Consider the following 13,150-nt stretch of genomic DNA (forward strand, 5'->3'; position numbering starts at 1 on the left):
CCCGCCGTACTGTACGCGCGGCGCGAGGTCAGCGGCGGTCGATCCGGTAGACGGCGGTCGACAGCGCGGTCACGCCCTCGTCGACGAACGACGGCTGGCTGTCGAGGATGTCGCGATGTTCGAGCAGCTCGACCTGCCAGTCACGGCTGTACAACGCGCGCACTTCATCTTCCTCGACCGAGAAGGGCGGGCCGGCCTTTTCCTGCTGCGGGTATTCGAGTGTGATCACGAGCCCGCGGCACGTCGCCGGTAGCCGTGAGTACACGTCGCGCGCGTAGCTCTCGCGCATCGTGGGCGGCAGTGCGATCAGCGCGGCGCGGTCGAACACCGCGTCGCAGTCGCGCAGCGCGTCCTCGCCGAGTGCGAACGCGTCACCGCAGATAATCTCGATGTCGCCAGCGCGGAAATGACGCCCGTAGCGGCTGTCTTCAACATCCGGCGTGAGCCCGCGCTCCGCGAAGAACTGCTGGACCGCGTGCTGCGACAACTCGACGCCGAGCACGCGCAAGCCCTGCGACGCGAGCCACGCGAGGTCCAGCGACTTGCCGCACAACGGCACGAATACCCGCGCGCCTCGCTGCACGCCGAGCGACGGCCAATGCTTGAGCATCAGCGGCGTCGGGCGGTCCTGGTGGAAGCCGATCCGCCCGTCCTGCCATCGCGAATGCCAGAAGCCTGCGTCCATGCGTTATTCGACGAGCAGCCCTTCGACCTTCTGCCAGCCGCGCGGCAGCAGCCCGCCACGCGCGCCGCGCTGGCCCATGTAGCCCTCGAGTTCCTTGTACGACACGGTCATCGTCCGCGAGCCCGACAGCACCACCAGCGACTGCTCCGGCGTCACCACGACCACGTCGACGACGCGCTCGGTACCGAGCTTGGCCTTCGGGATCTCGATGATCTTGTTGCCCTTGCCGCGATCCATTTCCGGCAGCTGGCCGATCGGGAACGCGAGAACGTGGCCCGCGCTGGTCGCCGCGACCACGCGCGCGCCCTTGCTCGTCGGCGCAGGCGAAGGCTGCAGCACTTCGGCGTTCGGCGTCAGCGACACCATCGCCTTGCCGGCCTTGTTGCGGCTGACGAGGTTGTCGAACTTGGTCACGAAGCCGTAGCCGTGACTCGTCGACAGCAGGAAGGTCTGCTCGGCATCGCCACTGGTCACCGCCTGGAACGATGCACCCGACGGCGGCGCGAAGCGTCCGGTGAGCGGCTCGCCGTTGCCGCGCGCCGACGGCAGCGTATGCACGAGCGCGGAATAGCTGCGACCGGTCGAGTCGAGGAACGCGACCTGCGCCGTGCTGCGCGTACGCACCGCGGCGAGCAGTTCGTCGCCCTCGCGATACGACAGGCTGGCCGCGTCGATCTCGTGGCCCTTCGCGGCACGCACCCAGCCCTTCTGGCTGACCACGACGGTCATCGGCTCGCTGGCGACCAGTTCGGTTTCGGAGATCGCCTGCGCCGCGCCGCGCGCGACCAGCGGTGAGCGACGCTCGTCGCCGAACTTCTTGGCGTCGGCCAGCAGTTCGTCCTTGATCAGCTTGCGCAGCTTGGCCTTGCTGCCGAGGATGGACTGGATGCGTTCGCGCTCGGTGGCAAGGTCTTCCTGCTCGCCGCGGATCTTCATCTCTTCGAGCCGCGCAAGCTGGCGCAGGCGCGTTTCGAGGATGTAGTCCGTCTGCTCTTCGGTGAGCCCGAAGCGCGCCATCAGCACCGGCTTGGGTTCGTCCTCGCTGCGGATGATGCGGATGACTTCGTCGAGATTGAGGAAGGCGACCAGCAGGCCTTCGAGCATGTGCAGGCGACGCTCGACGCGCTCGAGGCGATGCGTCAGCCGGCGCGTCACCGTGTCGCTGCGGAACTGCAGCCATTCGCTCAGCAGCGCCTTCAGGTTCTTGACCTGCGGCTTGCCGTCGAGGCCGATGATGTTGAAGTTGATGCGGTACGAACGTTCGAGATCGGTGGTCGCGAACAGATGGCCCATCAACGGATCGACATCGACGCGATTGCTGCGCGTCATCAGCACGATGCGCGTCGGGTTCGCGTGGTCGGATTCGTCGCGGATGTCCTCAAGCCACGGCAGCTTCTTCGCGCGCATCTGCGTCGCGATCTGCTCGATCACCTTGCCGGGCGACACCTGGTACGGCAGCGCAGTGATGATGATGTTCTGGCCGTCCTTCTGCCACACCGCACGCGCACGCACGCTACCGATGCCGGTTTCGTACATCTGCAGGATGTCGGCGCGCGGCGTGATGATTTCCGCCGTGGTCGGATAGTCCGGGCCGTGCACGTATTCGCAGAGATCGCGCGTGGTCGCGTCCGGATCATCCAGCAGCCGCACGCAGGCGCTGACGACTTCGCGCAGGTTATGCGGCGGCACGTCGGTCGCCATGCCGACCGCGATGCCCGTCGTGCCGTTGAGCAGCAGGTGCGGCAGGCGCGCCGGCAACCAGCTCGGTTCCTCGAGCGTGCCGTCGAAGTTCGGATCCCAATCCACCGTGCCGTGCGCGAGTTCGCCCAGCAGCACCTCGGCGATCGGCGTCAGCTTGGATTCGGTGTAGCGCATCGCCGCGAACGATTTCGGGTCGTCCGGCGAACCGAAGTTGCCTTGGCCTTCGATCAGCGGATAGCGGTACGAGAACGGCTGCGCCATCAGCACGAGCGCTTCGTAGCAGGCCGAGTCGCCGTGCGGGTGGAACTTGCCGATGACGTCACCGACGGTGCGCGCGGACTTCTTCGGCTTCGCGCCGGCGTTGAGCCCGAGCTCGCTCATCGAATAGATGATGCGGCGCTGCACCGGCTTGAGTCCGTCGCCGATGAAGGGCAGCGCGCGGTCGAGCACCACGTACATCGAGTAGTCGAGGTAGGCGCGCTCGGCGTATTCGCGCAGCGGAATCTGCTCGAAACCGTGGAAGGTGGAGCGGGGCGAATCGGTCATGGATTTCCGGGAGGCGACGCGAGCGGCGCTCGCGATGGCGCGGGCTCGGCCCGCGGGAGTTCGATTTCGCATTGAATTCTACGTGCGCGCCAGGACCTGCCGCCGGGCGACGAGCATCCGGCGCGAGGGTCTCAGCCGCCGCGACCGGGAGCCGTCGAGTTGATGCGTGCGTATCGTTGACATCGTGCCGCTTCCGCCCCAAGATACGCGCCGCACCTTGCCCGGGTGGCGGAATTGGTAGACGCACTAGCTTCAGGTGCTAGCGGGGGCAACTTCGTGGAGGTTCGAGTCCTCTCCCGGGCACCAAATATCGAAAGACCCCCGAGCGATCGGGGGTTTTTTCGTTTCAAGCGCTGCGTCGTCCCGGTCCGGGGCTCGACCGTCGACCGCACCGATCCGCGACCGCGTGCAAAAGGCGCTGAATCGACGACGAACGCGGATCAGGCCGCGAGTGCCCTTTGTCCTGTTCTTCACCATCGACGCGCGACGTTCGGGTCGTGTTACCTCGTATTGAGTGGAGAGACCCGATGAGCAAGCGAGAACTGATCGAGCCGAATCCCGGTGACAAGCGCTACGTGCGCCGCGATTCGAAGGGACGTTTCAGCGAATCCGACGACGTGGGCCGTTCGCTGGCGCAGGACCAGAAGCGCCACGCCAAGAACGATGCCGGCCCGGGGCAGGGCGACCGCGGCGACCGCCAGCGCTCGCACTGAGTGCCGGTAAATGAAAAACCCGCGGATTCCGCGGGTTTTTCGCATCTGCAGATCAGTGACGGGTCAGGCTGCGCAGTCGCTCGTCGATCCGGATCGGCGTGACGTACACGCCCTGGATCAGCGGCGCGTCGACGTGCTGCGGATTAATCAGAACGTTGCAGCTTTCCTCCGACAGCGCGCTCGGCACCTGCGCGGCCAGTGACTGGTGCGAGGTCGACCATGCATCGCCGACCTGCTGCACGTCGCTGCGATACGGCCGCTCGCGCCATGTCGACGGATAGGCCTGGACGACGGTGATGCGTTCGCGCGGCAGGTGCGCCTTCGCGAGGTAGGCGGTTTCCGGTGGTTCGCCCTCGCAATGCGCGAGGAACTCGAGCAGCGCCGCCGATGGCGACAGCGATGCATAGACCGCCGGCGTGCCCTCGGAGGTCCAACGCCCGGACTTGTTTCCGTTCGCCGCAAAGGGCTTTTCCTTCTGGTCCTCGCCGACGATGCGGTAGACGGTGACCGTGCCGGGATGATCGGCGCTGTGTTCGGACGCGCCGACGCTGTTGCTGGTGGGCGTTGCGGTGAGGTGGACGGTCGCGGAAACCGGGTCGCTGGCGGGAAACGTGTCCTTCAGCGCCTTGTCCAGTTCCTTTTCGGTGGGGGCGGACGGGGTGTGCGGGTTGTGCATGGGCTCCTCGCGGACAGGCATCGGCACGTGCAGGGTAGGTTCGGTTTTAACAAGGCCTACTCATGGCAGCCGTGAAGCTGCAGCCGCTTAGGAGGCACGCCATGTCCAGCCCGTCCGCTCCATCCCCGGCCGCCGCGCCCGCGGAACCCGTCATCCGTGCGCTGCTGTTCGAGAGCGACCACCCCAGCCGCGACATCGTGCCGGCCGAACTCAGCGCGCATGAGCCGGTGCCCGACGATCGCCTCGTCTGGGTCGACGTCGTGCGCGAGAAGGGCCTGCCCGAAACAACGGCCGCGCTCGGCGCCGATCCTTCGCGGCTCGATCCCGACGCCCCCAGCGAACTCGGGCTGGTCATCGACGGCGATTGGAAATACCTGCACATGCGCGCGCTCAACTGGCGCGACGGGAGCAAGCCCAGCGACGTACCCGTCGCGTTCGGCATCGGCCCGAACGTCGTGCTGAGTGTTCACCGCGAGCCGGTCGACTTCATCAGCAGCGTGCTGGACAACGAGGCCGACCACCTGCGCGTCGGTCGCCTCGAAGCCACGAGCTTCGCCACGACGTTGATGGATCGCATGCTTACGGACTACCTGGACGCGCGCGATGCGTTCGAAACGCGACTCGATCGCCTCGAACTTCTGATCCTGCGACGCCCGAAGGCCGCGCATCTCGCGGAGCTGCAGTCGTTGCGGCACATGGCTTCGAAGCTGCGTCGGCATCTGTCGTCGCAACGGGATCTGTTCGACGCACTGGGCCGACCCGACTTCGATCCCTGCCAGTCCGAATCCGCCGAGCGCCACTGCCAACTCGTGAGCAAGCGCTACAGCAACGTGATGCAGTCGATCGAAGCCGTGCGCGAGCTCGTCAACGGCAGCTTCGATCTCTACACCTCGCGCGCCGCGGAGAGCACGAACGAAGCGGTCTACACGCTCACCATCGTGACGGTGGCGATGGGCCTGGTCGCGACGATTGCGGGCGTGCTCGGCATGAATTTCCAGGCGCCGATCTTCGACAGCGGGCCGGTCGGGTTCTACATCTCGTCCGGAATCATCACCGCAGTGCTGCTGGTATCGGGAATCTGGGCCGCATGGCGGCTCTGGCGAACCGCGCGCTGAGCGACATCGCCTTCATGAACGTGTGAGACGATCCCGTTCATGAAACGAAAGAACGCAGGAAAAGGAGCCGGCGCCGGAAACGGCGGCGGCGCGAAGCAGGGACCGTCGACAGCGAAGCGCGGCGCACCAGGAACAGGCGGTGGCGGGAAGCAGGGCGGCCCCAAGCGGCCGGGCTGGATGCCGGAACCGCCGAGGCCGCTACGCGGTCGCGGTGACGCACCGTCGGTGGACCCGCACGCACAGCGCGAAGCGGCGCGCTACGACAAGCCGATCGGCAGCCGCGAGATGATCCTGCAGATGCTGGCATCGTCTGACGGCCCGCTGCCGATGGATGCGATCGCCGATCGCCTCGAGATCAACGATGACGAACGCCGTGACGCACTCGGCTTCCGTCTGCGTGCGATGGTGCGCGACGGTCAGCTGCTGCAGAACCGCAAGGGTGCATACCTGCCGGCGCAGCAGGTCGACCTGATTCCGGGCGTCGTCATCGCGAATCCCGATGGTTTCGGGTTCCTGAAGCCCGATCCCGGACACGGCGATGATCTGTTCCTGCCGCCGTTCGAGATGCGGCGCGTGATGCACGGCGACCGCGTGCTGGCGAGCGTCACCGGTGTGGATCGTCGCGGTCGTCGCGAGGGAGCGATCGCGGAGATCCTCGAACGTCGCCTGACGCGCTTGATCGGCCGCTACGAAACGCGCGCGGGCGTCGGCTTCGTCAATCCCGACGATCGACGCATCCAGCAGGACATCCTGATTCCGCCGGATGCGAAGAACGATGCGCAGAACGGCCAGCTCGTCGTCTGCGAAATCACCGAAATGCCAGACGGCAAGCACGTGCCGGTCGGTCGCATTCTCACCGTGCTGGGTGATCGCCTTACGGCGTCGCTCGCGGTGCAGGCGGCGATCCACGGCCACGATATTCCGCACGAGTTCCCGCAGCCGGTGCTGGAGGAAGCCGCATCGATTCCGATCGAAGTCGACGATGCAACCGCGAGCGGCCGCGTCGACCTGCGCAAAGTTCCGCTGGTCACCATTGACGGCGAGGACGCGAAGGATTTCGACGACGCGGTCTACGCGGAGCCGAATCGCGACGGTTTCCGGCTCATCGTCGCGATCGCGGACGTCTCGAACTACGTGCGCCCCGGCACACCGCTGGACGACGAAGCGCAGAAGCGCGCGACCAGCGTGTACTTCCCCGGTTTCGTCGTGCCGATGCTCCCCGAGACGCTGTCGAACGGCATCTGCTCGCTAAAGCCGAAGGTCGACCGCCTGTGCTTTGTCTGCGACATGCAGGTGGATCGCAAGGGGCAGGTGACGTCGTCGAAGTTCTACGAAGCCGTGATGCACTCGCATGCACGCCTGACGTACACGCAGGTGTGGAACGCGATCGGCGACGGCGTCAGCGACGAGGACCGCTCCGAAGCGTTGGGTGTGATCGGTTCGCTGCAGCCGAACATCGAGAACCTCCACCAGCTGTTCCGCATCCTGGTGAAGGCGCGTGAGCGTCGCGGTGCGATCGAGTTCGAGTCGGGCGAAGTCCGTTTCGTTATCGGTCCGAAGGGCGAGGTCGTGCAGGCCGGCATGATCCAGCGCAACGACGCCCACAAGCTGATCGAGGAATGCATGATCGCGGCGAACGTCGAGGCCGCGAAGTTCCTGATCGCGGCCGAGGTGCCCGCGCCATATCGCATCCATGAACGGCCGCCGGAGCAGAAGTACGAAGACCTGCTCGAGTTCCTCAAGGAGTTCGGGCTGAGCATGCCGGCGTGGGCGAAGGTGCAGCCGAAGGATTTCACCAATCTTTTGAAGAAGATCCGCGAGCGGCCCGAAGCGGCGTTGCTGGAATCGGTGTTGCTGCGCAGCCAGGCGCTTGCGGTGTATGCGCCGGGCAACGTCGGGCATTTCGGTCTGGCGTTGGAAGCGTATGCGCACTTCACGTCGCCGATCCGCCGTTATCCCGATCTGCTCGTGCATCGCGCGATCAAGCACGCGCTGAGCGGCGCGAAACCGGAGAAGTTCCGATACTCGCCGAGTGCGATGGCGCAGCTTTCGTTGGACTGCTCGGCGCGCTCGCGTCGTGCGGACGAAGCCGAGCGCGAGGTCGACGAACGCTACCGTGCGGCGTGGATGGAGCAGCACGTCGGTGGCGAGTTCGACGGCACGATCAGCGGCGTTACGAGCTTCGGGCTGTTCATCGAGCTCGATGGGTCGAAGGTCAATGGGCTCGTACATGTCACGCAGCTGCCGAACGATTTCTATCACTTCGATCCGATCCGCAAGACGCTCACCGGTGAGCGCCGCGGGCGCGAGTACCGGTTGGGTGATCGGGTGCGGATCGTGGTGTTGAAGGCGAGTGTTGAGGATCGGCGGATCGACTTCCGGTTGGTGGGTGAGGAGGCTGCGGGCGGGTCGAAGCCGTTGCCGCCTCGGGGGCAGCCGGCTAAGAGGAAGAAGGTTCCGTATTGATTGGTGGGCTGGTCGGCGATTCGGTCGCCAGCCCGGTTTCATGTGCTCCACGTTCTGCATGGCGCGGAGTAAGCGGCAGAGGCGTTTCGTGCGCTGAAGCGCCCGAGTCACTTTTCTTTGCTGGTGCAAAGAAAAGTAACCAAAAGAAAGCACCTTTCCCGACGGATCTACAGCCTGCGATCGGGTAGGTCTGTCGAGATCGCCACACTCGCCATCCTGGCTCGGGTGGCGACGGCCGACGTCCTGTCGGCCGCCCCTTCGGGGTCTTCACGGTTTGGGCGGCTGTTGAACTGAAGAGCCAGCGTCGCTGGTCGCTTCCGCGGTGCGCGTCTCGTCGCCCACAGGGTCAAGTCGGCAGTGCGGCTTTGCCACCAAGGCGTCCGGGCGCAATCTGCGCCGGCGCGGCACAATAGGCACATGAGCAAACAGAATCAGTGGATTGCGGGCATCAATGCGGTGTCGGCGGCGCTCCAGAACGATGCGGAGCATGTACGCGAGGTGTTGCTGGAGGCGGGGGCGAAGAATCCGCGCATCCAGGAGATCGAGACGCTCGCGCGGCGGTTGGATATCGACGTTCGCCGGGTGGCGCAATCGGCGCTGGACGGCGCGTCCGGTGGCGTGCGGCATCAGGGCGCGATCGCGCGATATGTCGCGGCGAAGACCTGGAGCGAAAACGAGCTGGACCAGCTGATCGAGGCCGCGGAAGGTCGCGCGCTCGTGCTGATCCTCGATGGCGTGCAGGACCCGCATAACCTCGGCGCCTGCCTGCGCAGCGCCGCTGCGGCGGGTGCGACGGCGGTGGTGATCCCGAAGGACAAGTCGGTGCAGGTCAATGCGACCGTGCGCAAGACGTCGGCGGGCGCGGCGGATGCGGTGCCGGTCGTGCCGGTCACCAATCTCGCGCGGACGATGAAGGATCTGCAGAAGCTCGGCGTGTGGCTTTATGGCCTGGCCGGCGAAGCGGACGCCTCGCTGTATTCGATCGACCTGCGTGGCAACGTCGGGCTCGTGCTCGGTGGTGAAGGCGACGGGCTGCGTCGACTCACGCGCGAGACCTGCGACGGGCTGGTGTCGATTCCGATGCCCGGTGCAGCCTCGACCGCGGTCGAAAGCCTCAACGTGTCGGTGGCCACGGGCGTCACCTTGTTCGAAGCCGTACGACAGAGGAGCGCGCGCTGATGCAGGACGAAGCACTCATTTCGCTGCACTGGTACGACCTCGTCGGGCTCGCGGGTTCGTTTGCGATCCTGCTCGCGTTCTACCTCGCGCAATCGCGCCGGTTGTCGGCGACGGGCATCGTCTACCAGTTGCTCAATCTGTTCGGCGCGGCTGCGGTGCTGGTGTCGCTGGTCGGCACGTTCAATCTTTCCGTTGCTTTGCTCGAAGGCGCGTGGATCGCGGTGAGTGCGTACGGAATCGTGCGTTCACTTCGAGAACGCCGCACGCGCAGCTGATCGAGCTGCATCCGCAGCAGGCGTCATCTCGTAGATCACGGTGAGCAGGCCATATCGGCGTGCTTGCCAGCGACCCGCACGGGTGGCATAACCGTCGGGCCTTCGGCGCCGGCCGGGGGATGCAGTGATCGCCATCGCCAGCTACAGCTTCGACGGGGCCTCCATGCTCATCTCCGCGCCTGCCACGGGCGATACCGACGCGCACGCCGAGTTGTTGCTCGACGTCGCCGACGGTGATCGCACGGCCTTCGAACGCCTCTATCGCGCCGCATCGTCGCGACTCTTCGCCATCTGCCTGCGACTGCTGCCCGATCGCGCGGAAGCCGAGGACGTGCTGCAGGAGGTGTTCAGCACCATCTGGCACAAGGCCGACCAGTTCGATCCGCACCGCGCGAGCGCAATGGCGTGGATGGCGATGATCGCGCGCAATCGCTGCATCGATCGCCTGCGCTCGCCGAGCCATACCGTGCGCACCACCGCGATTGAACTCGGCGACGAACTGCCCGACAACGGTGAAACGCCGATCGACGCCGCCGAAGCATCGGATGATCGCGACCGCTTGCAACATTGCATGCAGCGCTTGGACGAACGACGTCGCGGCCTGATCCGCACCGCGTTCTTCGAAGGCGCGACCTACGAGGAGCTTGCGACGCGTTCCGGCGCGCCGCTGGGCTCGGTGAAAAGCTGGATCCGACGCGGCCTGTTGCAGCTGCGCGCGTGCCTGGAGCAATGACCATGCGCGAGCACGATATCGACCGCGACCCGCCCTCCGACGACCTGCTGGCCGGCGAATATGTCCTGGGTGTGCTGGACGAGCGCACCCGTCGCGAGGTGCGCCTGCGCATCGCGCGTGACCCCGCATTCGCGCGGCTCGTCGAGGACTGGAGCGCGCGCCTGGACCGACTCAACGACGAGCTGCCGCCAGCGACCGTGCCGGACCACGCGTGGCCGCGTATCCGCACGCGGCTCGGCTGGTCGCCGGTGACAGGCGGACGTGAGCGCGCCGGCGCCGGATTCTGGAAGGCCGCCACTGCAGCGGGCTTCGCAGCTGCCGCGGTATTGGCGGTGGTCGCGGTGCAGAAGCCACGCGTGATCAACGTGCCGGTCCAGAGCGTCGCTTCGCAGGCCAAGCCGGTGATGCCCGAGCTGCCGGTCACGCAGCTGATGACCAACAGCGGGCAGATCGCGTACCTCGCGACACCCGATCCGCACGGCGGCGGTATGTGGCTGGTGCCGGTGCCGGGCACGGTGCCGGAAGGCCAGATGGCGCCGGTGCTGTGGCTGATCGCGCCGGGCCAGAAGCCGAAGTCGCTGGGTTACGTCGGCGCGTCGCACTCGCACTGGGTCGACGTGCCCAAGGCCGAGCTGCATGCCGGCATGCAGTCGGGCTGGACCGTCGCGATCACCATGGAACCGGTGCAGCCGGTCGCGCCGCAGTCGCCGTCGTCCAAACCGATGGCAGCGGGCACGCTCTCGCTGTAGCGCTTATGCCTTGTTCGACGGCGCACCCGCGCCGCCGAGCATCGGCCACGCGTTGACGATCTTGCAGAACAGTTCCGCAGTGCGCTCGGCGTCGTACACGGCCGAGTGCGCTTCGCTCGCCTGCCAGTCGATGCCCGCCGCCTGCAGCGCACGGCCGAGCACGGTCTGGCCGTAGGCGACGCCCGCGAGCGACACGGTGTCGAACACGCTGAAGGGATGGAACGGGTTGCGCTGATGCTTCGAACGCGCGACTGCCGCGTTGAGGAAGTTCAGGTCGAAATGCGCGTTGTGTCCGACCAGGATCGCGCGCTGGCAACCGTGCTTCTTCATCGCGGCGCGCACAGGCGCGAACACCTGGTCCAGCGCCTGGCGCTCGTTCTTCGCGTCGCGGAACGGGTGGTCGATGATGATGCCGGTCACTTCCAGCGACTTCGGATCGATCTCGGTGCCCGGCGCCGGCATCACGTGCGCGTTGGTCGTCGGGCAGGGAACGATGCGTCCGTCGGCGTCGAGATCGAGCGGAATGACCGCGATTTCGAGCAGCGCGTGGCGGTTCCAGTCGAAGCCGCCCGTCTCGACGTCGACGACGACGGGCAGGAAGCCGCGAAAGCGCGAGGCGAGTGAAGGCACGGGGAGGCGGGATCGTCGACGCGGGCCGGAAGCCTAGCAGACCGGCCGGTAGCGGCTGTCAGGCGGCGATCCGCGTGCCGAGGATGATGCCGTCGTGTCGATAGGTCTCGAGGAGCGCGATGCCGGCGTCGATGAAGGCGTCGACGTCGGTCGCGCCGACTTCGTCCGCGAGCGCGCGCAGCCGGGTTTCGCCTGTACTCGCATCGTCGTCGACAAGGCCTTGCAGCAGGTGGAACGCCAATGCATCGAGCGCGTGGAAACCGACGCTTCCGTCGTCCCGCCGATGCACGAGGAGCAGCGTCGTTTCCGGTGACGCCGGGACCGCGCCCGGAGCGATTCGATGCACGGGCCAGTCGTAGGCCAGCGGCCAGGCCAGCGGGGACAGCGCAGGCACGCCGCTTCGCAGGTCACCGCTCGGATCATGCGCAATGTCGTGTGGACGCTCTTCGCTGATCCGCAGCGCGAGTTCGATCCATTCGTAGTGCGCGAGTTCGCGAAGCCACGGCGGATCGCCGCGTCTCCCATCCGCACGTGTGTCGAGATAGCGCATAAGCTCGCGCGCGAGCTCGGTGAACACCGGCGTGCGTGCGTCGTGCTCGCGAAGGAAGTCGCGGATCAGTGTGTGCCACGCGTCGTTGCCGAGTGTCGCGCGCACGACCGGGAACGTTCCCGCCAGCAGCGATTCCACGTTGTTGAAGACGAGGTCGGCGTAAATCTTCAGCCGGCGTTCTTCGATTCCGACCGGCCCGGGCGCCGTGTTGGGATCGCGGACATACGCGCTCAAGGCATGCAGCGAGTCAAACGCCTCAGGCGGCATGACGTCGACCAGTGGACGCACGAGCCAGCCGCGCGCGCACGCCGTCCAGTTCTGCGACCAGTTCGTCGAACGGCGGCAGGTTGAAGTCGCGCTCGAGCAGCGTCGGGCGCGGGCCGAAACGTGCGTACGCGGCGTCGAGCAGGTCCCATACCGGTGCGGCGACAGGCGCGCCGTGCGTATCGACCTTCAGGTCGTCGGCTTCGTCGTAATGCCCGGCGACATGGACGTATGCGATGCGCTCGGCCGGCAGCGCGGCGAGGAATTCGTACGCGTCGTAGCGATGATTCGTGGCGTTGACGACGATGTTGTTGACGTCGAGCAGCAGGTCACAGTCGGCCCGGTCGAGGACGTCGTTGACGAACTCGATCTCGCGCATCGCAGCCGAGTCACCAGTGTCGAGCGTCGCGTAATACGAGATGTTCTCGACGGCGATGCGTCGGCCGAGCACGTCCTGCGTCCGACGAATGCGGTCGACGACGTGATCCACCGCGGCACGATGGAACGGCAGCGGCATCAGGTCGTACAGCTGGCCCTGCGAGTCGGTGCACGCGGACAGATGCTCGCTGTAGATCGCGCAGTCGAAGCGGTCGAGGAAGCGCCGCAGCTTCAGCAGGAAGGTTTCGTCCAGTTCACCGGGGCCGCCCAGCGACAGCGACAGCCCGTGGCAGACGACGGGCCAGCGGGCAGCCAACGACTCGAATGCTTCACCGAGCGCACCGCCCAAGCCCATCCAGTTTTCCGGCGCGGCCTCGATGAAGTCGACGATCGCATTCGACGCAGCCTGCAGCGGGCTGAGCAGGGCCCGCCGCAGACCGAGGCCCGCGGCATCCGGAGCGAGGATGCGCGTCGCGGCCATCAACGAGCG

General features: G+C 66.4%; 13 protein-coding genes and 1 tRNA gene. 8 read left to right on the forward strand and 6 right to left on the reverse strand.

Annotated elements, in window-relative coordinates; all coding sequences use genetic code 11:
• Positions 1-28: 28 nt before the first annotated feature.
• Together ACVWWW_RS07525 and parC are read right to left on the reverse strand one after the other, a co-directional pair.
• Positions 29-685, reverse strand: a complete 657-nt coding sequence (locus tag ACVWWW_RS07525) for a thiopurine S-methyltransferase (RefSeq protein ID WP_027082867.1) — start codon at positions 683-685, stop codon at positions 29-31.
• Between the two features lie 3 nt (positions 686-688).
• A complete protein-coding gene (gene parC, locus ACVWWW_RS07530) occupies positions 689-2,932 on the reverse strand; it encodes a DNA topoisomerase IV subunit A (RefSeq protein WP_027082868.1) in 2,244 nt (747 codons plus the stop codon).
• Positions 2,933-3,151: 219 nt separating this feature from the next.
• Between parC and ACVWWW_RS07535 the strand changes: the two genes are divergently transcribed.
• Together ACVWWW_RS07535 and ACVWWW_RS07540 are read left to right on the forward strand one after the other, a co-directional pair.
• Positions 3,152-3,238, forward strand: a tRNA-Leu gene (locus ACVWWW_RS07535).
• A 221-nt stretch (positions 3,239-3,459) separates the two neighbouring features.
• Positions 3,460-3,645: a hypothetical protein gene (locus ACVWWW_RS07540; RefSeq protein WP_027082869.1), complete on the forward strand. Its 186-nt coding sequence runs from the start codon at positions 3,460-3,462 to the stop codon at positions 3,643-3,645.
• Between the two features lie 52 nt (positions 3,646-3,697).
• On the opposite strand, the gene ACVWWW_RS07545 is transcribed toward ACVWWW_RS07540, so the two are convergent.
• Complete coding sequence (locus tag ACVWWW_RS07545) at positions 3,698-4,321, reverse strand: RES domain-containing protein (RefSeq protein ID WP_051235076.1); 624 nt, start codon at positions 4,319-4,321, stop codon at positions 3,698-3,700.
• A 101-nt stretch (positions 4,322-4,422) separates the two neighbouring features.
• Between ACVWWW_RS07545 and ACVWWW_RS07550 the strand changes: the two genes are divergently transcribed.
• The 6 genes from ACVWWW_RS07550 to ACVWWW_RS07575 all read left to right on the forward strand — a co-directional run bounded on the left by ACVWWW_RS07550 (position 4,423) and on the right by ACVWWW_RS07575 (position 10,838).
• A complete protein-coding gene (locus ACVWWW_RS07550) occupies positions 4,423-5,436 on the forward strand; it encodes a CorA family divalent cation transporter (RefSeq protein WP_027082870.1) in 1,014 nt (337 codons plus the stop codon).
• 39 nt (positions 5,437-5,475) lie between these two features.
• Positions 5,476-7,902: a ribonuclease R gene (gene rnr, locus ACVWWW_RS07555; protein WP_036141894.1), complete on the forward strand. Its 2,427-nt coding sequence runs from the start codon at positions 5,476-5,478 to the stop codon at positions 7,900-7,902.
• A 417-nt stretch (positions 7,903-8,319) separates the two neighbouring features.
• The gene (gene rlmB, locus ACVWWW_RS07560) at positions 8,320-9,081 is read left to right on the forward strand and encodes a 23S rRNA (guanosine(2251)-2'-O)-methyltransferase RlmB (RefSeq protein WP_027082872.1); all 762 of its coding nucleotides are present in this window, start codon (positions 8,320-8,322) and stop codon (positions 9,079-9,081) included.
• A complete protein-coding gene (locus tag ACVWWW_RS07565; protein WP_051235079.1) occupies positions 9,081-9,356 on the forward strand; it encodes a CBU_0592 family membrane protein in 276 nt (91 codons plus the stop codon). Before rlmB ends, ACVWWW_RS07565 begins: the two co-directional genes overlap by 1 nt.
• Before the next feature lie 169 nt (positions 9,357-9,525).
• Positions 9,526-10,089: a sigma-70 family RNA polymerase sigma factor gene (locus tag ACVWWW_RS07570; protein WP_456998744.1), complete on the forward strand. Its 564-nt coding sequence runs from the start codon at positions 9,526-9,528 to the stop codon at positions 10,087-10,089.
• Between the two features lie 2 nt (positions 10,090-10,091).
• Positions 10,092-10,838: an anti-sigma factor domain-containing protein gene (locus ACVWWW_RS07575; protein WP_196804360.1), complete on the forward strand. Its 747-nt coding sequence runs from the start codon at positions 10,092-10,094 to the stop codon at positions 10,836-10,838.
• Between the two features lie 3 nt (positions 10,839-10,841).
• Here the strand turns inward: ACVWWW_RS07575 and rnt are convergent, their stop codons facing one another.
• Genes rnt through ACVWWW_RS07590 form a run of 3 tightly spaced genes read right to left on the reverse strand, consistent with a single transcriptional unit; the run spans position 10,842 to position 13,141 of the window.
• Entirely contained in the window at positions 10,842-11,468 is a 627-nt protein-coding gene (gene rnt / locus ACVWWW_RS07580) for a ribonuclease T (protein WP_027082876.1), read from the reverse strand.
• Between the two features lie 58 nt (positions 11,469-11,526).
• The gene (locus tag ACVWWW_RS07585; RefSeq protein WP_456998666.1) at positions 11,527-12,306 is read right to left on the reverse strand and encodes an HvfC family RiPP maturation protein; all 780 of its coding nucleotides are present in this window, start codon (positions 12,304-12,306) and stop codon (positions 11,527-11,529) included.
• A complete protein-coding gene (locus ACVWWW_RS07590; RefSeq protein ID WP_027082878.1) occupies positions 12,275-13,141 on the reverse strand; it encodes an HvfB family MNIO-type RiPP peptide maturase in 867 nt (288 codons plus the stop codon). Before ACVWWW_RS07590 ends, ACVWWW_RS07585 begins: the two co-directional genes overlap by 32 nt.
• Positions 13,142-13,150: the final 9 nt, after the last annotated feature.

Source organism: Lysobacter sp. HA18, assembly GCF_054057595.1.